The sequence below is a fragment of the Streptomyces sp. Edi4 genome (genome assembly GCF_040253615.1).
Classification (GTDB): Bacteria; Actinomycetota; Actinomycetes; order Streptomycetales; family Streptomycetaceae; genus Streptomyces.
Genome location: NZ_JBEJGY010000004.1, coordinates 5,339,183 through 5,360,331 on the forward strand (window position 1 = coordinate 5,339,183; position 21,149 = coordinate 5,360,331).

The window sequence follows — 21,149 nt, forward strand, 5'->3', positions numbered from 1 at the left end:
AGCATATAAATCCCACATATAAATAGAGAGATCGACCGATGCGCCGTGCCTGTTCATCCCGCGACGCTCGACACATGACGACGACCTACCCGCTGCGCACCATCACCGCCCACGAGATCGACGCGTGGGCCCGCATGGTCACCACGACCTACGGCCAGGACTGGCGGGAGGGCGGGCTGCGAGGCGCCGCCCGCTCCCTCGAACCCGACCGTACGATCGCCGCCTTCGACGGCCCGGAGATCGTCGGGGGCGCCTCGATCTACGGACGCCTCCTGACGGTCCCCGGCGGGGCCGCGCCCGTCGCGGGCATCACGCTGGTCGCGGTGCTGCCCACCCACCGGCGGCGCGGCATCCTCACCGCGATGATGCGCGAACAGCTCACCGGCCTGCACGCGGCGGGCGGCGAGCCGATCGCCGCGCTCAACGCCGCCCAGGCCACGATCTACGGCCGGTTCGGGTACGGCGTGGCCAGCCACGTGGCCCAGATCCGCGGTGACAAGCGGTTCATGGCGCTGCGCCCCGGCACCGATCCGGGCGAGGGGACCATCCGTCTGCTCGGCCGCGAGGACGCCCGTCCGCTCCTGGAGAAGGTCTACGAGCGGGCGCGCGAAGGCGCGGTCGGCTGGGTCGATCGCGCCGAGAAGTACTGGCAGGCGCGGCTCGCGGACGGTGAGGGCGCACGCGAAGGAGGTACGGCTCTGCGGTACGCCGTCCATCGGGAGCCCGGCGGTGAGGCCACCGGATACGCCCTCTACCGCTCCATGCCGGACCTGGTGCGGGTCATCGAGGTCGCGGCCACCTCCCGGCAGTCGTACGCCGCTCTCTGGCGCTTCCTCATCGAACTCGACGGCCACGCCGAGCTGGCCTACGACGGCGCGGTCGACGAACCGCTCACGCACCTGCTGGCCGATCCGCGCACGGCCCGCACCACGCTGATGGACAACCTCTGGGTCCGGCTGGTGGACGTCGACCGGGCGTTGAGCGCACGCCGCTACGCGACCGGGCTGGACGTCGTTGTGGAGGTGCGGGACACGTTCTGCCCCTGGAACGCCGGCCGCCACCGGCTGACGGCCGACGGCGACACCGTCACGTGTGAACGCACCCGGGCCCGGGCCGACCTGCGCGTGACCGCCGCCGAACTCGGCGCGGCCTATCTGGGCGGCACCACGCTGGCGTCGTTGGCCGCGGCGGGCCGGGTGGAGGAACTGCGCCCGGGCGCGGTCACGACCACCTCACGCGCCTTCCACGGCGACCGCGCGCCGTTCCACCCCTCGGGGTGGGCGTTCCCGGCGTTCTGACCACCATCCCGGCGAGACGTGGGCCAAGTCGGGTCCGTGGCAGCCAACACGTCTGTCGCGCCGCGCGGTTCGCGTTTGCCGCGCCGCTGAGGCCCCAGCGGCGGCCGCTGGGACGCAGGGGGACTCAGGCATCCGGGGACCGTTTACCCCTGCTGCGAGGTACCGCCAAGAAGCAGCTCACCCGCAGTAGGGGAAGTGCGTCGTTCCGAATCGCCGGCCAGTTCCCGCAGCTTCTCGCGTGTCTCGGAATCGGTCGAGTACACCACGGTGCCCATCATCCCCCGCGTCAGCAGCACCTTGTACGTGTGGCGGATCAAACGGTGTACATCCGCTTCCGGAGTGGACTTCTTGAAGACCGGGTCCTTGGACGCCGTCCGGTCGGTGACCCAACGGTCACCGCGCCAGACCAGGTCGGGACCGATGATCACGCCGCTCCAGTCGTACTCGAATCCCTGCGCCGTATACACGCACCCGACCTGTCCAAAGCCGGCCGGGTCAGTTGCCCAGAGGGCAGCCGGCGGAGCGCCGCCGACGGCGCGATCACCGAAGACGTTCCAAGGGCGCTCCCACTCCCCAATGACCACGTCCGCCGGCAGTGCTTGGCCGGGAGGCACCTTTTTGGACCACTTCCAGCAGTAGCCGGCAGTCATCCGCGCGCTGTATCCGCGGGCACGGCGGGCGTCGAGAATCGTCTCCATCTCCTGTGGACTGTCCGCGAGTACGAGTTGCATCTTTCCGTCGGGTTCCCACGCGGCGGGGCCGCCCGGCTCGAGCCCCAACAGCCGCAGGATCCATTGGAGATACGCCTCGCTGCCACCGCATCGGAACTGGCTGTCCAGTGCGACCACCTGACAGTGGAGCCCCTTCTTCGCGGCGGCCGCCTCGATCTCCGCGACCGTTCCCATTTCGCCGGGCCGAACGACCTGATGCTCGTCCAGCAGGAAGACCGGAACGCGCGCCGCGTCGATGAGTTCCTCCACCTGGGCCTTCCCCGTCCGGTTGGCGGCCCGGGTGTAACGGTTGGCGGAGGTCTCCCTCATGCGGTGCGCTTCATCGCAGATCAGGACGTCGAGGCTATTGCGCTCAACGGTCATGAAGCCATTGAAGTACTTGAAGAGTTCCTGCACCTCTCGCTTTCGGGAGCCCGCGATCTTCCTCATCGTCGTCGTGAATGAGCTGGAGCCCGTGGCGTGAAGTGCGGTGGTGCCATGCCGGTACAGCTCGCCGAGGAGGGAGAGGGCGATGACGCTCTTTCCGGTGCCGGGACCGCCGGTGACAATCACGACTTCTTTGTGATCGGATTGTTTGGCACGCCGGACGGTATTGAGCACTGTCCGGTACGCGAGCCGTTGTTCGTCGAGCAGTACGAACTGCTCGCGTTCCCGCACCTCTCGTGCGGCCAGGGCCATGAGCTGCTTGGAAGGGCCGATCTTCCCGTTGAGGAGATCGTCCGCAGCCCAAGCTCCAGGCGCCGGACCGAGTTTCGAACGCAGGAATGCGATGAATTCGCCACGCCGCTCGCCGATGAAGAGCTGGCCGTACTGGTTCTGTTCCGCCTCGAAGAGGCCGCCGACTCCGAGCTGGGTGGCATTGTGCAGGTATGCGGCACCGCTGACGCGCTCGGGGTGCTCGGCCAACGCGCCGTTGAAGGAGATGAGGTATTCGCAGTACCCGCGCACCTGCTCAGCGGGGTTCAATACCGCGCGCGCATAAGCGTCTACGCGGCACAGCGACGGATCGTCGTCGTCCGGTTCGGCGCTGCTCCACTGCTTCAGCTCCACGATCACGTACGAGGGCATACCGGTCTTGGGGTGAGTCCCGGCCAGGACGGCATCGGCCCTCTTGCTGGTCAGGGGCAGCCCGTACTCCAGGAGGATCTCCACCTGTCCGAGGCCCGCTTCGTTGAGCGCGTTGGCCAGAACCGGAATGCTGCGCTCCCACGACCGGACCTCGGACGAGCTGGGCTTGTGACCGTGGACGTGCGCGAATTGCTCCGTCAGGCGGAAGAAGAGAGCCTTGGAGTGGCACTCGGCGGCGACCGAGGCGGCGGAGTCACGGAACAGCAAGGATTGCCCCCAGGCAGCACGAAGGAACTCGTGCGGGTGGGGGCATGTCCTGGGTGCTCCGGCAGGCGGAGTGGAAGCCCGGCGGGCCGCAGCTACAACACGATCAAGGGTACCCGTGACGTCTGCGGTGAGCAGGGGGCAGCTGTGATCCCTCGGTGGTGAGCCGCGGCTGGGCGCCGTCGTAGTGCTGCATGCCGATGGCACCCGGGATGAGCCTGCGCAACGCGTTGTGGGTTTCCGGGTCAACCGCGTAGACGACTGTGCCGATCACGCCGCGGGTGAGGAGCACGTGGTACGCGTTTCGGACACATCGGGTGACGATCGCGTCGTCGACGTCTACCAGACCACGGAAAGCGGGGTCGCGGGAGGCAGCCCCGTTCACCGTGAATTTCCCGTCACGGAACAAGAGGTCGGGGCCGATGATGACGCCATTCCAGTCGTACTCGAAGGTCTGTGCCGTGTAGACGCACCCGACTTGATCAATGCCGCGGGCATCGGTCGACCAAAGGTCCGCCACGGGTGCGTGCGGGACCTTGTGTCTCGGCTTCACATTCCAAGGCATGCGCCAGTCCCCGATGACGACGTCATCGACCAGCTGCGTACCGGTCGGGTTGCTCCATGGCCAGCAGAAGCCCGCGGTGATGCGAGCCGTGGCTCCCGCCAGTCCCTGTGCCCGGATGAACTCCTCCATCTCCTTGGGGGAGTCGGCGACCGTGAGCGCCATCCGTCCGTCCGGGCGCCAACCCACCGGGTCGGACGTGTCCAGCCCCAACAGCTGTTGTACCCAGCGTTGGTACCGTTTGCTGCCGCCGGCCCGGAACGTGCCCTCCAGATCTGTCACCTCCACTCGGCAGCCGTTTTCTTCAGCCAGCTTCTTGAGGTAGTCGGCCGTGCCCACTTCATCCGGGCGGATCGACTGATGATCGTCGAGCAGGAAGATAGGCACTTTGGCGGCCCTGATCACCTCGGTGGCTTGGGGGCGGTCGTCGTCCCGGAGTTCCTTCGGCATCCACTGGTGCGTCGAACTGCGTCGCATGCGGTGCGCTTCATCGCAAATCAGGACATCAATGCTGTCCGGCGGGGTGTCGGTGAAGCTGTTGAAGTACTGGTAGAGCCTGTTCGCCGCGCGGCGTTTGTGTGCTACTTGCCCCTGGCGTGCGGTGCTCAGCATGATCTGGCGCAGGGTCTCCGTGTACGCGTGGGATCCGCTCGCCAGGACGGTTTCCCGACCCTTGAGTCCGAGCGCGCGCTGCAATTCCAGCGCGACGGCGCTCTTCCCGCTGCCGGGACCGCCGCGCAGGATGTAGACGCGCTTCGGCGACGGGTCCGGAGCAGGGCTGTGGGCGCGGTCGGGATCGTAGAACAGTCCCACGTCAAAGCTGCTGAACCGCGCGGTCTTCTCGAGGTGCCGGGTGATCCGGTCGACGGCGACGTACTGCTCGTCGAGGAGCGTGAGGCCTCCTCCCACGACGGATCGCTCCCGCGCCACGTCGATCACCTTGAGCAGAGGCTTGCGCCGGCACTTCTCCAGAGCGCGTGCGGCCCGCCTCCCGGATGCGGCGGCGAACTTCGACGTGAGGACTCGCCGGAACCGGGCCAGGTCGTCGAGCGTATAGAGGAAGCCGTGTTCGGTCTCGGGTAGTTCGAACAGGGCCTCCACGTCGGCGTCCCTCGCGTTGTGGAGCAATGCCACGCCCGTCAGCCGGTCCTGCCCGTGAAGATGGGATAGATAACGCACCATGTACTCGCAGTAGCGCTGAACCTGCCGCACCGGGTGCAACTTGTTCTTCCCGTCGCCGAACCCGAGATCGACGGCGATCGGACATGCGGGGTCGACTGTGGCGTGCCGTACTTGTTTGAGTTCGATCGCGAGGTACGAGTCGGCTCCCGTGCCCGGGTGCTGGCCGCACAGCACGAGATCGACGGCGCAGTTCGTATGAGGCAGGCCGACCTCGATCTGGACTTCCACTTCGTCGAGCCCACAGTCCAGGAGGGACCTGACCACGACGGGGATGCTGTTGTTCCAGGACGTGACTTCGCCCTGGCTCGGCGGGGTTCCCCGGCGCTGGGAGTACTCGTCGATCAGGCGCTCAGCGAGCGGAGTGTTCGCGGATCCGGGTGAACCAACGATGAGTTGACCGAGTTCGGACGCGGACAGTTGCAGGAGCACGAAGGATCCCCAGGCACGAGAGGACTCGTGCGGGTGGGGGCGTGTCCTTCATGACTCCACGAAGCGGAGCGGAAGCCCGGCGGGCCGCAATGACGCTTCGTAGATTAACCCGTGCGGGGGGCAGTGGGGGCGGGGCCCCCGGAGGCCCGCCCGCCGCCTGGCTCAGCCGAGGCGGTGCACCACAGCCTGCGTCAACGCGCAGATCAAGTTTGAGCCGAGGCTCACCACGATGCCCACCAGGACATCGCGGACCCAGATGCGGCGCTTGGGCGTGTGCTCGACGGCAGCCATAAGAATGCGTCCCCTTCGGTTGTGACCGGTGACGGACGCCAGGTGGCTCCCGCCGGGAGCACGCCATGAGGCTGCGTCACCGTAACCGAAGGGCCTGCTTCTCAGCGGGCCATGTCGCGTACACCCTCCGGGGGAGGCGTGGTGCGGAACAACGCTAACTTATCCTGGCCGTTGCTCCCCACCCAGTTGGTCCCCAGTGGCTTCGGGACCGCATCAGATTCGGCCACGCGTGGCCGTCCGGCCCAACTACCAACGCTCCACAGTGGGTTGACGCCAGCAGTACAGCAATCGACCGCACATCCCGGCGCCGGCGCATGCCGGGCCCCCGCGTGCGGGAGGGCGGCGGAGACCGGGTGCTGGGGGATGGTGGAGTTCGGCGTCGGCGACGGTGGGGAGTTGTGCGGGGCGCCCAGTGGGCCGGTGTCGGCTGATGGGGCGCGCTCCACCGCGAGCCCCGGCACAGATGCTGGTACCGGCTGATCTTGGTCGGGGGGGAGAGAGCAGCGGGCCGATCCGGTCGCCTGGCACACTCGGTCCCGCCGCCCCAACCTGGTGCCCGTGGTGCGCGAGGTGACCGTGTACTAGCGGTAGTTGTGCGGCCGTGGGTTCCAGGGGGTCAGCTACGAGACCGGCGCGGGACGCAGCCTGTCCGACGCTCTTGCCGGGCACGAGCCCGCCCACCGCGTGGCGTCGGTGACGACCGTCCTACGGGCGTTCTCCTGCTGGCGCGAGGCGGTCGGCGTGGGACTTTTGGCGCTGTCTGCCGACATCGTGCTGGCCGGACACCGTCCGCTGCTGCCGCTGGCCGCCTGGGGCGCGCCCTCGCTGGCCGAGGCCTTCGCCGAGCCGGACGACGAGCCGGAACGTCGGTCCAACGGGCCGCCTGCGCAGCTGTGTTCCCCGACCAGTTCAGGGCGGGCATTCGGCGCATGCGCGAGAACGGCGAGATGGGCCGGGGCGAGCTCCACGAACATGGCATGCGGCTCGCGGACTTCGAGCTGCGGCTGCACGAGGCACAGGACGGGACAGGGCGGCATACATGTGACCACCACCAGGTCGTCCGCCCGGGCCGCATCCGACGGATGACCCTCAGGTGCGCTTCTTCTTCGGCGCGGGCGCGGGCGCGGGCGCAGGGGCGGGGTCCGGGGCCGGGGCCGGCTCGGGCGGCGGGGTTCGCTCGGTGTCCTCGGCCACGGCCGCCAGGATCGTGGCTACGTTCACGCGCAGGTCGAACGGGGTCAGTTCGAAGTACTTCAGCGCCTTGCCGTCCTCGGAGAGCTCCAGGCTGCCGAGCACGAGGCCGGCCTTCTCCAGGCGCTCCAGGTGCATGTAGAGCAGGGGGCGTGACATGCCGAGGCGGCGGGCCAGTTCGCTGACGTACATGCGGCCCTCGGAGAGCTCGGCGATGACCCGCAGGCGCTGGGCGTGGCCGACCGCGGCCAGTACGGCCAGTAGCTCCTCGCTGGTCATGGCCCACCTCTAGCGTCCTGGAAACCTGTAGGCCGAGACTTTCCCATGGCATGAACGGCTGTCAAACGTACGTCATGACCTACAGGCGCAGTGCGGGAAAAGGTGCGGGAAGAGGTGCGGGAAAAGACAGACGCCGGGCCGGGGGTGTCCGGTCCGGCGTCCGTGCGGGCGGGCACCCGGGGCGGGGGGCGGTCAGTGGTAGGTCGGGGCCGGCGGCTGGTGGGCCGGTGCGGGGCCGGCCGGCGCGGACCGGGCGTCCCGCTGGGCACGGCGCACCGCGCGCGAGGGCCACCAGCTGGCGTCGCCGAGCAGCATCAGGGCGGCGGGCAGGATCATGACGCGGATGACGAAGGCGTCCAGGAGCACCGCCACCGCGAGGCTGAAGCCGATCTGCTTCATCTCGGCCAGGTGCAGGAACATGAAGCTTGCGAACACCGTCACCATGACGACCGCCGCGCTGGTGACCACCTTGGCCGAGTGCCCGATGCCGTCGATCACCGCCTGCCGGGTGGGCACCCCGCGCAGCGCCGCCTCCTTGATGCGGCTGACGACGAAGACCTGGTAGTCCATCGAAAGCCCGAAGAGGATCACGAAGAGGAACAGCGGGACCCGGGATCCGATCGCGTGCGTGGCGCCGTCCTCGAAGCCGAACACCGTGGACGCCAGACCCCATTGGAAGAAGACGACGACCAAACCGAACGAGGCGCCGACGGACAGCAGGTTGAGCAGCACGCCGAGCGCCGCGATGGTGGCCGAGCCGAAGACGAACAGGGTCAGAACGAAGGTCAGCAGGAGCAGGAACCCGACGACGACGGGCAGCTTGTCGTTCTGATGGGCGAGATAGTCGGCATCCTGGGCGACCGGACCGCTGACCGCGAACTCGGCACCCGGCACCTTCCCGAGCGTCTGGGGCAGATAGCTGTGGCGCAGTTCCGTCAGTGAGTCGTGCGCCTGGGACGAGTTCAGGCTGAACGGCACGGACAGGGTCATGACGCTGATCCGGCCGTCGGGGGTGGTCGCCAGGCGGGGCGGCTTCTTGGCGAACATCGGGTCGGCCTGCGCCTTGGCGGCCAGCTCGTTCAGGGCCGTCCGCACCTCGCTCCGCTCACCGGGGTTGTTGTCGCGCACCATCACCCAGTGCTCGGCCAGCAGGTCGGGGAAGGCCGCGTTGAGACGGTCGTAGGTCTTCAGCTCCGGGATGGCCCGGGAGTGGGTGGCCAGGTTCAGGACCCGCAGGTGCATGCCGAGCGCGGGGACCGTGAGGCCCGCCATGACCAGCACCGAGATGAGCAGGGTGGCCACCGGACGGTTCTTGGCCGGCCGGAGCAGCGCGGTCCACACCCGGCCCGTTCCGCCGGGCGCCCGCCGCCCGGCAGGCCGGCCGCGCCGCGCCGCCCGGGACGCCTTGCGGTCCAGGCGCCGGCCGATCAGGACGAGCAGGGCGGGCAGCGCGGTCATGGAACTGAGGACGGCGACCAGGACGACCACGATGGTCGAGACGGCCAGCGAGGTGAAGACGATGTCGGTGGCCAGGAAGAGGGTGGCGGTGGACAGGGCGACCGCGAGGCCGGAGACGGCGATCGCCCGGCCCGAGGTCGCGGCGGCGATCCCCACCAGGGCCTCAGGACTCAGCCGGCCCTGCGCCGTGGCGCGTTCGTCGCGCTCCCGCTTGAGGTAGAAGAGCGTGTAGTCGACGCCGACTGCCATGCCGATCAGCAGGATGACGCTCTTGCCGACCCCCGCGTCGGGCACCAGGTGCGAGATCAGCTCGGACAGGCCCATGGCGGCGGCGATCGAGGAGACCGCGAGCAGCAGCGGCACCCCGACCATGATCAGCGAGCCGAACACGACCAGCAGGGTGATCAGGGTGATGGGGAAGGTGATCTTCTCCGACGCCGCGAGGTCGTCGTCGCGCGAGGTGTCGAGCCCCTTGGAGACCGAGGCCTCGCCGGCCTCCTCGACCTTCAGATCCGGGTTCTTCCGCTGGACCTCGGCGCTCTGGTCGAGCAGCGGCTGGATGTGCCGCTGGGCCTCAAGCCGCTTGGCTTTCATGGTCACTTCGACCATGAGCATCGTGCCGTTGGCCGAGCGCACCGGGGCCGCGACGTGGTCGACCTCGGGCAGCCGCCGCATCCGCTCGACCACGTCCCGCGCGGCGTTCATCGCGTTCGCCCCGGGTTCCGCGCCGGACTTCTCGGTGATCATGATCCGTTCGGCGGGCCTGTGCTGGAGGTTGCCCTCCGTGGCGATGGCCTCGGCCCGGCCGGCCTCGCCGACCCAGTAGTCCTTGTCGCCTGCGTTGACCGTGCCGACCGCGCCGCCGATGGCGAGGCACAGGGCGACGAACACGAACCACCCGGCGATGGCCCGTCCCGGATGCCGGGCGCTCCAGCTCGCCACCCTCACGGTGATTGGCTGTCTCTTCACTGACCCAGCTCCTTACAGAAGTCACTGCTCTCCGACGGGTGTAAGTCGAGAGTTACATGTGACCTGGTGGGCCGTCAACTGCCGTGAAGCGGCCCCCGCGCGGGCGCTTGGTCGGGTCTCATGCGGGCTTCGTGCGGGCGCGCGCGTGCCCGTTCTCCCCTTGTGCGCTGGGGGAGTTGAGGGCCGGGGGCCTCGAAGGCGCGTGCGCGCCGGACCGGTGGGATCCAGCCTTGACCGCACGGGCGGCCATATGTAAGTCTCGGCTTACAGGCTCGGGGGCGCCGTCAGGGAAGGGCCCGCCACCAGGAAGAAGGGGGGCGCGGCATGACCGGCGCCGTCATCACCATCTCCATCACGCTGCTCGTCGTGGGCGGCATCACGGCGAGCGTGGTCGCCTATTTCCGGCTGCTGCGCCACCGCGCCGACGCGGTCGCCATGGCCGAATTCCGCAAGCTGGCCGAGGAGTTGCCGCTCGTGCAGCAGGCGCTCGGCAGACAGCTGGGCGCTTTGGAGGAGCGGATGAAGTCCATCGAGAACCTGCTGCGAAGCGTCGGATGAGCGCGCCTTCGCCGAGCCGGTACCGGGGCGGCCCTTGCTCCGCCCGGCGGCTGCGCGTCCACCGCCATCCCGTACGGATGCTGCTCTCGCCCGCGCCCTGGTGCGCGACGGGCTATCTGCTCAGCTATCTGGTCGCGGGGCCGGCCCTGTTCGCCGTGGCCGCCACCGCCCTGGTGCTAGGTGTGGTGTTCGCCCAGTTCACCCTCACCGTGGCGCTGACGGTCGGCTCGGCGTGGGTCGTGCGCTGCTGCGCGCAGGTCGAGCGGGGACGCGCGGTGCTGGTCGACGAGCCGGTTCCGTACGCCTATCGAGCCCCCGTGAAGCCGGGCCTCGTCGGGCAGTTCACGGCGCGCTGCGGCGACCCGGTGACCTTCCGCGACCTCGCCTGTCTGGTGCTGCTCTTCCCGTTCCTGCTGCTGCTCGACCTCGTCACGCTCGTGGTGTGGCTGGTGCTCCTGGCCGGCGTCTCGCTGCCGCTGTGGTTCTGGAGCCTCAACTGGCGTCAGAGCGACGGCAGTTGGATCACCGGGGTGTGGATCGGAGGGCCCGACGAGGGTGCCCCCGGGTTCTGGATCGCCGGCTGGCCCGCCACGCTCGTCACCGCCGCCTGCTGTCTCGCCCTGCTCCTGTACGCCTGCTACGGCGTGGTGGCGGCGGCGCGGCTGCATCTGCGCGTGGCCCGCGCACTGTTGAGGCCGCCGCGCGATCCGCTGGCGCGGGCCAGGGCGGTCCTCGCCGGGCCGGGCCCCCTCGCGCGGGTCAGTCCACGCTGCGCAGCAGGGTCTCGACCGACTTGACGCGGTCGTGCAGCGCGCTGAACTCCCCTTGCAGCGCCGCCTGGTTGGCGACCGCCTCCTCGGCGAGCCTGCGGTACTCGGCCATGGCGACGGCGTCGGCGCGGTGACGTTGCAGTCCGAAGTACGCGACCACGCTCGCCGTGATGCCGCCGATGACGATCAAAACGATGGCGATGGCGATGACAGCGCCGGTCATGCGGGCCCCCCTTGGTGCGTTCCGTGCTCGTTACCGTGCCGTGAGGGATCGTATCCACGTTCGGACCCGGGGGCCGGGCCGGGCCGGTCGGCGGTAGGGTCGAGGTCCATGATCGGATCGCAGCTTCCCCCGACACCCCTTCGCATCGCCGCCGCGCAGGCCCAGGCGGCCCCGGGCGAGATCGAGACCAACGCGGCCACCGTGGCGCGGATGGTGCGGGCCGCCGGGGACGAGGGCGTACGGGTCGTGGTGTTCCCCGAGAAGTTCCTCAGCGGGTACGAGCCGGACCTGATCCGCGCCGACCCCGAGCGCTGCGCGGCGCACCCGGCGGATCCCCGTCTGGAGCCGGTCGCCGAGGCGTGCCTGCGGGCCGGGGTCACCGCGGTCGTCGGGGCCGCCGTGCGGGTCGGCGGTGAGCTGCGGGTGTCCGCCTTCGTCATCGACGGAAGCGGGGTCGTGGGGCGCTACGACAAGCAGACGCTGTTCAAGAGCGAGCGGGCGCTCTACGCACACGGCCCGGCGGGCGCCACCCTCGAAGTGGACGGCTGGCGGCTCGGCCTGGGCATCTGTTACGACTCCGGCTTCCCCGAGCACGCCCGCGCGGCGGCGCTCGACGGCTGCCACGCCTATGTCGTGGGCGCGCTGTTCAGCGAGGGCAACGGCTATCACGAGTCCCGGATCTGGTTCCCGGCGCGGGCCTTCGACAACACCGTCTACGCCGTTCTCGCCAACCACATCGGCGTGACCGGCGGCTGGCGCACCTGCGGGAGCAGCGCGGTGTGGGGGCCCGACGGACGCGTCGTGGCCGAGGGGAGCCGCACGGAGGAGCAACTGGTCGTCGCCGACCTGCTCCCCGAACAGCTGCGCGCGGCACGGGAGGCGGAGCCGATGCTGCGTGACCTGCATGACACGGCTTCGGCGCCCCGCGCCCTGCTGCACACGGCGCCCCCGGCCCGGACCGTCACCCGCGTGAGCTCCAACACGTCCGCTTCCACCGGTAGTTGAGGACTTCGCGGGACCGGACCCGGCGCGGACGCCGCCGCGCGGCGCCTCCGGTGGTTTGCGCCGCCCGAGGTGCGTGCGGGGGGCGGCCCGGCCGGCTGCGCCCCGTCGCGGTCCGCGTACCATGCGCATTCGCGCAACCGTTCGCACCGCCGATGAGGAGCACCTTTCCCGTGGAGATACCGCCGCCGCCCGCACCCGGGCAGCCCCAGGAACCGCAGCCGGGGCCGGGGTCCGGATGGCCGACGCCGGGCCGGGCGCCGGGGGCGCACCCGGGTCCCTTTCCGGGGCAGCCGACGCACGGCGGTCCCTGGTACCCCTACCCGATGGCCCCGCAGGCCCCGCCGATGAGCGGCCTGGCCATCGCCTCCCTGGTCACCGGCATCGTGAGCTGTGTGCCCCCGCTCGGCCTGATCCTGGGCGCCTTCGCCCTCGGGAAGATCAAGAGGGAGGGGCAGCGCGGCAAGGGCATGGCCGTCGCCGGCATGGTGCTCTCGACGATCAGCGTGGTCCTTGTCGTCGTCTCGATCGTCACGGGCGGACTCGCCGACAGCTGGGCGGGCTTCAAGGAGGGCTGGAACAGCTCCGTCGGCACGCGCAGCACCCTGGACCTGCGCAAGGGGGACTGTTTCAACGTGCCGGGCGGCAAGCTGGAGCGCGAGGTCGTCTCGGTCCAGGTCGTGCCGTGCTCGGACCGGCACGACGGCGAGGTGTCGGGCTCCTTCCGGCTGTCCGGCGGCGACACCTACCCGGGCACGAGCGTGATCTCCGCGCAGGCCGACACGCGCTGCCTCACCCTTGGGCAGGAGTACGCCATGGACCGCTGGAAGGTGCCGACGGCGGCGGATCCGTACTACTACACACCGAGCCGGGAGAGCTGGGGCTTCGGCGACCACACGGTGACCTGCGCGTTCGCCTCGCAGGGCAGCAAGCTCCAGGGCTCGGTGCGCAACGACGCCACCAGCCTCGACGCGGACCAGATCGCCTTCCTGCGGGCGGCCAACGCCATCGACAGCGTCATGGACAAGGCTCCCGACGAGGACCGGGTCGAGGACGACGTGCCCGGGTTCAGGACATGGGCGGCCAAGGTGGCCGTCGAACTCGACGTGCAGACGGGCGCGTTGAGCGCGCACCACTGGCCTGCCGGATCGGCCGCCGCCGTTCAGCCGTACATCGACGGCCTGAAGAGTGCCCAGAAGGAGTGGCAGCAGGCGTCGGGCGCCACCGACGCGGACACCTTCTACCAGCACTCCGCGGCGGCCGCCAAGGGACAGAGGCAGTCGACCGAGATCACCGCCCGCGCCTCGCTCCACCTCGCCACGACCCCGCCCGCCACCGGCGGGGGCTCGGAGGGCGACGGCGACGGCGGTCGCGAGGGTGTCAGCGGCGGCGGTTCCGGAACCGGTGGTTCCAAGAGCGTCTGAGAAGCGCGCGAGAGGGGCAGAACGTACCCGCTGAACCGCGGGTACGCGCTGGGCAGCGGCAAGTCATCACTTCGAGTGAATGTCTGGCCTTTGCTTGCGGGAGTCAACCCACGGTTGCCACGCTGTTGCAGTCTGTCAACCTGATGGGAGTGGCCAGTGACATTCGGTGAGCAGCCGGCCTATCTGCGCGTAGCCAGCGATCTGCGGGAGAAGATCGTGAGTGGTTCGCTGCCGCCGCACACCCGGCTCCCCTCGCAGGCCAGGATCCGCGAGGAGTACGGGGTTTCGGACACCGTGGCCCTGGAGGCCCGCAAGGTATTGATGGCCGAGGGCCTGGTCGAGGGCCGCTCGGGTTCGGGTACGTATGTGCGCGAGCGCCCGGTGCCGCGCCGGGTGGCCCGCTCCGGCTACCGCACCGCCAGGGGCGCCAACCCCTTCCGCCAGGAGCAGGCGGAGGAGGCGGCGCGCGGGACGTGGGAGTCGAACAGCGAGCAGGAGGAGGCGACCCCGGAGATCGCCAAGCGGCTCGGCATCAGCCCGGGCGACCGCGTGATGCGTACGCGGTACGGCTTCCGGGACGCGGGCGAGCAGATGATGCTGTCCACGTCGTGGGAGCCACTGGCCGTCACCGGGCGCACCCCGGTGATGCTGCCCGAGGAGGGGCCGCTCGGCGGATGCGGGGTGGTGGAGCGGATGGCCGCCATCGACGTGGTGGTGGACAACGTGGTGGAGGAGGTCGGCGCGCGCCCGGGGCTCGCGGAGGAGCTGTTGGCGCTCGGGGGCGTCCCCGGCCATGTCGTCCTCGTCATCGAGCGGACCTACTACGCCTCGGGGCGCGCGGTGGAGACGGCGGACGTGGTGGTCCCCGCCGACCGCTACCGGATCGCCTACCACTTGCCGGTGAAGTGAGCCGGGGCGCGTAGCCAGGGGCCCCTCGCGGCGAGCCCGGCAGTCCCCTTATGGGGGTGCACTCACGAGTGCGCCCCCGTTTTCACGTGTGCCGGTTGACCGAATTCGTATCTCTTCGTATAAACACGTATCCGCTGAGTAAAGGTCAGGCGTAGGCTCGGGCATATGCGGATCGGGGTTTCGTGGGGATGCTTAGTGACCTGCACGCCGGAACCGGGGGAGGTGCGATGAACGACAGTGGTGCGGTGCTCTCCTGGCTGGTGATACGTCAGGACGACAACGGCAACCAGTACCGCGTCGGCAAATACGCCACGCGCGCGGAGGCACAGCGCATCGCCGACAGCCTCGACGACCGCGGGCACAAGCAGCTCTACTGGGTCGAACGGATCGGCGCGCCCGCCCAGCAGTGAGCCCGGCGCCTGCCTCGCCGGGCAGCGCGCGAAGTCGTCCGGGGCGCGCGTTACGCTCCGGCGCATGAACGAGACCGTCGTGGTGGCCGGAGCCGTGTACGACCAAGGGCGCCTGCTCGCCGCCCGCCGCAGCGCCCCGCCCGAGCTGGCCGGCCGCTGGGAACTGCCCGGCGGCAAGGTGGAACCGGGCGAGAGCGCGCAACAGGCCCTCGTGCGCGAGCTGCGCGAAGAACTCGGCATCGAGACCGAGCCGCTGGAGCGGATCGCGGGGGAGTGGCCGCTCAGGCCCGGTCTCGTCCTGCACGCCTGGACCGCCCGCCTGCTCGACGGCGAGGCCCGCCCCCTCCAGGACCACGACGAACTGCGCTGGCTCGCGCCCGATGAGGCCGACAGCGTCGACTGGCTTCCCCAGGACCGTCCGGCGGTCGCCGAAGCCGTGCGCATTCTGGGGAAACTGAGTCATTAGTGCCGCCATCCGCCCCACTTGGGGATAGGCCGTCCCAATTACCGGGTATGTGCCTATTAATCGTTTTCAAACCCCCCGAACCATCGGATGCGGGTGATCGGCGTGATCGACACCTCGGGCGAGTGCGCCGAGTGGACCTTCCCTGCTGAGCCGGGGGCCGTACGGACCGCACGGCATGCCGTGCGCGACGCGCTGCGCGGCTGGGACCTGGACGCCGGGGCGGTGGACGTGGCGGTCCTGCTGGTCAGCGAACTGGTGACCAACTCCCTTCGCCACGCATCGGGACCCATCGGCGTACGGCTCGACCGGCTCGACGGCACCACTCTTCTGGTGGAGGTCTCCGATCCGCTGCCGGATCCGCCCGTCGAACGCACCGCCGGAATCGACGACGAGGGCGGCCGGGGAATGCAGCTCGTGGCCTGTTCCGCCCGGCGCTGGGGAACCCGTCGCGGCAGAACAGGCAAGACCGTGTGGTTCGAGCTGGCTCTGCATGGTTAGAAGGAGGGAGGGACAGACGATCACGGCCCCGCCGCGAGCCCGCCGACAACGGCTGGAAAAGAACGAGACCGGGATGTGATCGTGAACGCCGTGCCTGCTGGGGCCGTAGTGCTGAATACTGCGGTCAAGGCCGGTCCGGTGCGGTGAGCTGGAGGGGACGGTCGCGTGAGCGAGATACCTGAGACGGCGGGCGACGTCGTGTGGCAGAGCAGTCCGCCTGGCTCGATCTATGACTACATCCGCGTCGCCTCGTTCTCGATCGGGCCGGACGGACTGATCGAGCAGTGGAGCCTGCGGGCCGAGGAGCAGTTCGGCCTGGCCGCGGCCGCCGTGATCGGGCGCGATCCCATCGAGGCGTTCATGCCCCCCGAACTGCGCCCGAGCGGCCACCGGCGGGTCGCGGAGATCCTGGACGGCAAGGAGTGGACGGGCGTCGTCCCCTTCCGGGTGCCGTCGCCCGAAGGGGGCGAGGGCGCCCAGGGTCTCGCCGAGCTGTACGTCATGCCGAGCCGGACGGCCACCGACGAGCGTGCCGCGCTCTGTATCGTCGTGGACGTACGCGCTCTGCGCGGAATCGAGACCGACCTGGCCGCCTCGCAGGCCATTTTTGGACAATCTCCCTACGGCTTCCTCCTGTTCGGCACGGACCTCACCGTGCTGCGCGCCAACCGGCGCTTCGCCACCGTCTTCGGCGGCGACCCCGAGGAGCACCGGGGCCACACCGTGCACGACTACCTCTCACGCCCCGAGGCCGACCGGATGGCGGCCGCCCTGCGGCGGGTCCTGGACACCGGGGAATCCGTCATCGACCTCCAGATCATGGGCTCGGCGCCCGGCGGCGCCGACCGCAGGCACTGGTCCATCAACCTCTACCGGGTGCACAGCGGCACCGGGCGCCCCATCGGCGTCGCGGGCCTCGGCATCGATGTGACCCGCCGTCACAACGCGGCCCGCGAGGCCGCCGACGCCCGCCGCAACCTGGCCCTCCTCAACGAGGCAGGCGCCCGGATGGGCAACACCCTCGACCTGGAGACCACCGCTCGCGAACTGCTCGACATCACCGTCCCCGGCTTCTGCGACCTGGCCTCCGTCGACCTCTACCAGTCCCTGCTCACCGGCGGCGACGCCGCGCCCGGCAGCTCCGACGGGCGCGGCGAGCTGCGGCGCGTCGCTTTCGCGAGCGCCGTCTCGGACGCGCTGCCGGCCGGCGGCGAGGCGGAGGTGGCCGTCGGAGACATACACCGCTACCGCTTCCACTCGCCCTACGCCGGTGCCCTGCGAACCGCGCGCACCCACACCGTGCCCTCGGACGGCGGTCTCGTGCAGACGACGCTCGCGGTCCCCATGGTCGCCCACGACACCGTCGTCGGCCTCGTGCAGTTCGCCCGCGCCAAGGGCAGCGAGCCGTTCGGCGAACGCGATCGCGCGCTCGCCACCGAACTGGCCTCGCGCGCCGCCGTCTGCATCGACAACGCCCGCCTCTACCGCAGGGAGCACGAGCGCGCGCTCATTCTGCAACGTTCCCTGCTGCCGCCGGGCGCCCCCGAGGCCGCCGGACTCGACATCGCCTGCCGCTACCTGCCCGGCAGCGCCGAGTCCGAGGTCGGTGGCGACTGGTTCGACGTCATCGAGCTGCCAGGACACCGCACCGCGCTCGTCATCGGCGACGTGATGGGGCGCGGCCTGCGCGCCGCCGTGGCCATGGGCGAACTGCGCACGGCGGTACGGACGCTGGCGCTGCTCGACCTCGAACCCGCCGAAGTGCTCTCCCACCTCGACGAGATCGCGCGCGGACTCGGCGCCCCCGGCGGCAGCCAGCAGGCCTCGCGCGTCTCGCACAAGTCACGCGAAGCCGACCTGTCCGAGGTCTACCTGGCCACCTGTGTGTACGCGGTCTACGACCCGGTCACCCGCCGCTGCACGTTCGCCAACGCCGGGCACCTTCCGCCCGTCCTGGTCGAGCCGGGCGACGACCCCGGGGAGCCCGCGATGCTCCTGGACGTGCCGCCCGGGCTGCCGCTCGGCGTCGGCGGCGAACCCTTCGAGGAGGTCGAGGTCGATCTGCCCGAGGGCGCCCTGCTCGCGCTCTACACCGACGGGCTCGTCGAGTCCCGCGACCATCCTCTCGACGAGGGCCTGCACGCCTTCCGCAAGACCCTCACCGACCCGGGCCGCCCCCTGGAGGACGTCTGCGACCAGGTGCTCGGCTCACTCGACACCCGCCACGGCGAGGACGACATCGCGCTGCTGCTCGCCCGCGTCCAGGGTCTGCCGGTGGACGCGGTCGGCGACTGGCGGCTGCCGCGCGAGCCCCGCTCGGTGGGCCGCGCCCGCGAACTCACCCGCACGCAGCTGCTCGCCTGGGACCTCGACGACCTCGTGGACACCACCGAGCTCCTGGTCAGCGAGCTGGTCACCAACGCCCTGCGCTACGGCGACGGGGAGATCAGGCTCCGGCTCCTGCGCGACCGTACGCTCGTGTGCGAGGTGTGGGACGCGGGTCTGGTGCAGCCGAGGCGACGCAGGGCCCGCGACACCGACGAGGGCGGGCGGGGCCTCCAGCTGGTCGGACTGCTCAGCGCCGCCTGGGGGGCGAGGCGTACGCCGCGCGGCAAGACGGTCTGGTTCGAACTCGCCCTGCCGGACGGGGAGTCGGGCCCGGTGGAGCTGACCGAGGAGCAGATCCTGAGCATGTTCTGACGGGGGCGTCGCCCACGTGGGTGCGGGTGGTCCTCGCGCGGTCGCTCGCGTGATCGCCCGCGCGGTCGCTCACGTGATCGCTCACGTGGTCGCCTTCAGGGCGGCGAGTCTCGCCTCCACCTCCGCCGTGTCACCGGGGCTCTCAAGCCGCTCGAACTCGCCGTCCAGGCAGGACGCGGTGAGCTCCCGGCCCGCGAGCCGAGCCTCCTCGCGGGCCACCTTCTCCTCGAAGCGGCCCAACTCGGTCGTGGTGTCAAGGGGGTTGACGCCCCCGGACCCGTCCCGAGTTCCCGCCCGCGCCCGTACCCCCTCGTGCCCGGACTTCAGGGCGCCGAGCCTGGCCCGCATCCCGTCGAGTGCCGCGCCGAGCCGGGCCACCAGGTCGCGCTGGGAGGCGATCGCGGGCTCGGCGGCGGTCGCCTCGCGTTCCGCTCTGAGCTGCCGGGCGAGCGCCACCTTGGCGAGCCGGTCGAAGGTGTCGGCCGCGCCGCCCGACCCGGCGGCCCGCAGGACGTCCGCCCTGCGGCTCACCGCCCGGGCCCGCGCGCCCCACTCGGCGTCCGCCCTCACGTCGTCCGCGTGGTCCTGTTCGAGCAGGCGCAGGGTGCCGAGCGTGGTGGACACGGCGCGCTCGGCGTCCGCGATGGCGTCGGTGTAGTCCCGTACGAGCCGGTCGAGCACGGCGCCCGGGTCGTCGGCCCGCGCGATCAGGGCGTCCACATCGGTGTTGGCAAGCCGGACGACGCGGCCGAGCACGGACTGCTTGTCGCTCACGGCGCTCTCCTCGCGCGGGGCCCGTTCGAGGGGTGGCGGCGGGCCCGGGTCGCGGGGCCGCCGAAACCGGGCGGGCCGCCCGGGCGCCGCGAGCCGTCGGTTGCCGGGCTCTCCAGGACGATCCCGCCGGCCAGCGCGGTGACCGGGCCGCCGTCTCCGGCCCCGCCCGCGAGGCCCGGCGTCCGGTACGCCGCCACGTCCTGCTCGGCGTGGTCCAGGGCCTCCCTGGCCAGGGCGTCGGCCGCCCGGGCCGAGGACAGGGCGCCCGGCGCGTCGCTCCCGGTGTCGGGCAGCTGGGCCAGGTGCGCCCGGGCCGCCGCGAGCCGGGTACGGGCCCGGCAGCCCACCGCGCCGCCATGGGTGGCGATGTGCGCGTCGGCCGCGTCGATCGCGGCGCGGGCGGCCAGGACTGCGGAGTCCAACAGCGCGCGGCCCCGTGGTGCGGCGGCGTCGCCCGCGTCGGCCCCGGCGGTCTCGAGCACGCGGCGCGACGCGTCGAGCGGGTCGTGCGGCCCGGCGCCGGACTCCTCACGGACACCGGCGAGAACGGACCGGGCCCGCGCGATACGTTCATGACGGCCGGAGTCGGCATCCAACTCGGCTTGGTGATCAGCGAGTCGGTCGTCGCACGCGGTGAGCAGAGGGGGCAGCAGCTCGGCCGCTTCGGCGAGTGCGCGGCCGCGTCGCTCGACCGCGTCGGCCAGGACGCCCGCCTGGTGGACGGCGCCCTCGGCGACCCGCACCTGAGCCGCCGCGTTCGCGCGGTCGCCCGCGTCGAGTGCCTGGCGGGCCGCGTTGAGGCTGGTGGTGGCGAGCACCAGGCGGTCCTTGGCCTCCTCGATGAAACCGGCCACGGGGGCGGACGCCGAGGGAGCGTACTGCCGCAGCAGCCCCGTGAGGGTCCGCTCGGCGGCGCCGGTCCGGGTGGTCAGCTCGCGAAAGGCCGCCTCGGCGGCGGCGATCGCCCGCGCGGGGTCCTGGTCGAGGGCGCGCAGCCGGTCGAAGGCGTCGGCCTCGGCGTCCAGACACCGGCCGGCGCCGTCGCAGCGCGCGGTCATCTCGGCCAGGACGCCCCGGCGGGCGCTCTCGTCCTCGGGCCGGCCCTCGTCGAGTTCCTGCCGCAGCCGGAAGGCGGTGGCGAGTTCGCTCCGCGCGTGGGTGAGGGCGCCGGTGAAGGGACCCACGGCCTTGGCGTCGGACTCCGCCCGCGCGAAGTCCAGCTCCTCCGCGCTGGTGCGGACCGCCTCGTCCGTGGCGACCAGGGCGGCGCGTGCCTCGTCGTCGAGTACGTCGAAGGGGGTGGCGGGTGGTACGGGCTCGGGGTGGGCGCCCGAACCGCCGGGCGTGGTGCGGGAGTGTGTACGCCGCTTGCGCTTCAGGTATGCGTAGGCGGCGAGTGCGCAGACCACGACCACGACGCCGATGGGCAGGATGAAATCGCTGCCGGAGTTGTGCGGGACGCCGTGTGTGCCGGCCGCGTGGGCGGTTCCGGTCCCGGACACCGCCGAGCTCCAGTACGCCATCGCCACGGTGAGGCGCTGGGCGGCGGCGCGGTGCCGGGCTCTTTTGACGGGCGGCGTCACACCACCGAGCGTATGGCCGAATCCACCCCCTCGCACCCGGACCCTGGGGCTCCGCCCCAGCCCCCGTTCGGCCTGAACGGCCTCGTCCTCAATCGCCGGACGGGCTGACT

General features: G+C 71.0%; 18 protein-coding genes. 10 read left to right on the forward strand and 8 right to left on the reverse strand.

Annotation, left to right across the window (positions count from 1 at the left end; all coding sequences use genetic code 11):
• Positions 1–74: 74 nt before the first annotated feature.
• Complete coding sequence (locus tag ABR738_RS26405; protein WP_350232436.1) at positions 75–1,298, forward strand: GNAT family N-acetyltransferase; 1,224 nt, start codon at positions 75–77, stop codon at positions 1,296–1,298.
• A gap of 143 nt (positions 1,299–1,441) precedes the next feature.
• Here ABR738_RS26405 and ABR738_RS26410 read toward each other — a convergent pair whose 3' ends face one another.
• From ABR738_RS26410 to ABR738_RS26430, 5 genes are all read right to left on the reverse strand, one after another.
• Entirely contained in the window at positions 1,442–3,364 is a 1,923-nt protein-coding gene (locus ABR738_RS26410) for a DNA/RNA helicase domain-containing protein (RefSeq protein WP_350232437.1), read from the reverse strand.
• Between the two features lie 103 nt (positions 3,365–3,467).
• Positions 3,468–5,534, reverse strand: coding sequence for a DUF2075 domain-containing protein (locus tag ABR738_RS26415; RefSeq protein ID WP_350232438.1), 2,067 nt, complete (start codon positions 5,532–5,534; stop codon positions 3,468–3,470).
• A gap of 162 nt (positions 5,535–5,696) precedes the next feature.
• A complete protein-coding gene (locus ABR738_RS26420; RefSeq protein ID WP_350232439.1) occupies positions 5,697–5,825 on the reverse strand; it encodes a DUF6408 family protein in 129 nt (42 codons plus the stop codon).
• Positions 5,826–6,914: 1,089 nt separating this feature from the next.
• Entirely contained in the window at positions 6,915–7,295 is a 381-nt protein-coding gene (locus ABR738_RS26425; protein ID WP_350232440.1) for an ArsR/SmtB family transcription factor, read from the reverse strand.
• A 192-nt stretch (positions 7,296–7,487) separates the two neighbouring features.
• Positions 7,488–9,722, reverse strand: a complete 2,235-nt coding sequence (locus ABR738_RS26430) for an MMPL family transporter (RefSeq protein ID WP_350232441.1) — start codon at positions 9,720–9,722, stop codon at positions 7,488–7,490.
• Positions 9,723–10,046: 324 nt separating this feature from the next.
• Between ABR738_RS26430 and ABR738_RS26435 the strand changes: the two genes are divergently transcribed.
• Together ABR738_RS26435 and ABR738_RS26440 are read left to right on the forward strand one after the other, a co-directional pair.
• On the forward strand, positions 10,047–10,280 hold the full coding sequence (locus ABR738_RS26435) for a hypothetical protein (RefSeq protein WP_350232442.1): 234 nt from the start codon (positions 10,047–10,049) through the stop codon (positions 10,278–10,280).
• Positions 10,277–11,077, forward strand: a complete 801-nt coding sequence (locus ABR738_RS26440; RefSeq protein WP_350232443.1) for a sensor domain-containing protein — start codon at positions 10,277–10,279, stop codon at positions 11,075–11,077. The genes ABR738_RS26435 and ABR738_RS26440 overlap by 4 nt, the downstream gene beginning before the upstream one ends.
• Here ABR738_RS26440 and ABR738_RS26445 read toward each other — a convergent pair.
• A complete protein-coding gene (locus ABR738_RS26445) occupies positions 11,040–11,273 on the reverse strand; it encodes a hypothetical protein (protein WP_350232444.1) in 234 nt (77 codons plus the stop codon). The genes ABR738_RS26440 and ABR738_RS26445 overlap by 38 nt on opposite strands.
• Before the next feature lie 108 nt (positions 11,274–11,381).
• Between ABR738_RS26445 and ABR738_RS26450 the strand changes: the two genes are divergently transcribed.
• From ABR738_RS26450 to ABR738_RS26480, 7 genes are all read left to right on the forward strand, one after another.
• A complete protein-coding gene (locus ABR738_RS26450) occupies positions 11,382–12,278 on the forward strand; it encodes a carbon-nitrogen hydrolase family protein (RefSeq protein ID WP_350232445.1) in 897 nt (298 codons plus the stop codon).
• 323 nt (positions 12,279–12,601) lie between these two features.
• Complete coding sequence (locus ABR738_RS26455; RefSeq protein ID WP_350232446.1) at positions 12,602–13,699, forward strand: DUF4190 domain-containing protein; 1,098 nt, start codon at positions 12,602–12,604, stop codon at positions 13,697–13,699.
• A 156-nt stretch (positions 13,700–13,855) separates the two neighbouring features.
• A complete protein-coding gene (locus tag ABR738_RS26460; RefSeq protein ID WP_350232447.1) occupies positions 13,856–14,608 on the forward strand; it encodes a GntR family transcriptional regulator in 753 nt (250 codons plus the stop codon).
• 227 nt (positions 14,609–14,835) lie between these two features.
• Positions 14,836–15,018 carry an SPOR domain-containing protein gene (locus tag ABR738_RS26465; RefSeq protein ID WP_350232448.1) on the forward strand — a complete coding sequence of 61 codons (183 nt, stop codon included), beginning with the start codon at positions 14,836–14,838 and terminating at the stop codon, positions 15,016–15,018.
• Positions 15,019–15,082: 64 nt separating this feature from the next.
• The gene (locus tag ABR738_RS26470) at positions 15,083–15,484 is read left to right on the forward strand and encodes a (deoxy)nucleoside triphosphate pyrophosphohydrolase (protein WP_350232449.1); all 402 of its coding nucleotides are present in this window, start codon (positions 15,083–15,085) and stop codon (positions 15,482–15,484) included.
• Between the two features lie 93 nt (positions 15,485–15,577).
• Positions 15,578–15,982: an ATP-binding protein gene (locus ABR738_RS26475; protein WP_350232450.1), complete on the forward strand. Its 405-nt coding sequence runs from the start codon at positions 15,578–15,580 to the stop codon at positions 15,980–15,982.
• 165 nt (positions 15,983–16,147) lie between these two features.
• Positions 16,148–18,682: a SpoIIE family protein phosphatase gene (locus ABR738_RS26480; RefSeq protein WP_350232451.1), complete on the forward strand. Its 2,535-nt coding sequence runs from the start codon at positions 16,148–16,150 to the stop codon at positions 18,680–18,682.
• A gap of 81 nt (positions 18,683–18,763) precedes the next feature.
• On the opposite strand, the gene ABR738_RS26485 is transcribed toward ABR738_RS26480, so the two are convergent.
• A complete protein-coding gene (locus tag ABR738_RS26485; RefSeq protein WP_350232452.1) occupies positions 18,764–19,456 on the reverse strand; it encodes a PspA/IM30 family protein in 693 nt (230 codons plus the stop codon).
• Positions 19,453–21,039, reverse strand: coding sequence for a TPM domain-containing protein (locus tag ABR738_RS26490; RefSeq protein WP_350232453.1), 1,587 nt, complete (start codon positions 21,037–21,039; stop codon positions 19,453–19,455). The genes ABR738_RS26485 and ABR738_RS26490 overlap by 4 nt, the downstream gene beginning before the upstream one ends.
• Between the last annotated feature and the right edge of the window lie 110 nt (positions 21,040–21,149).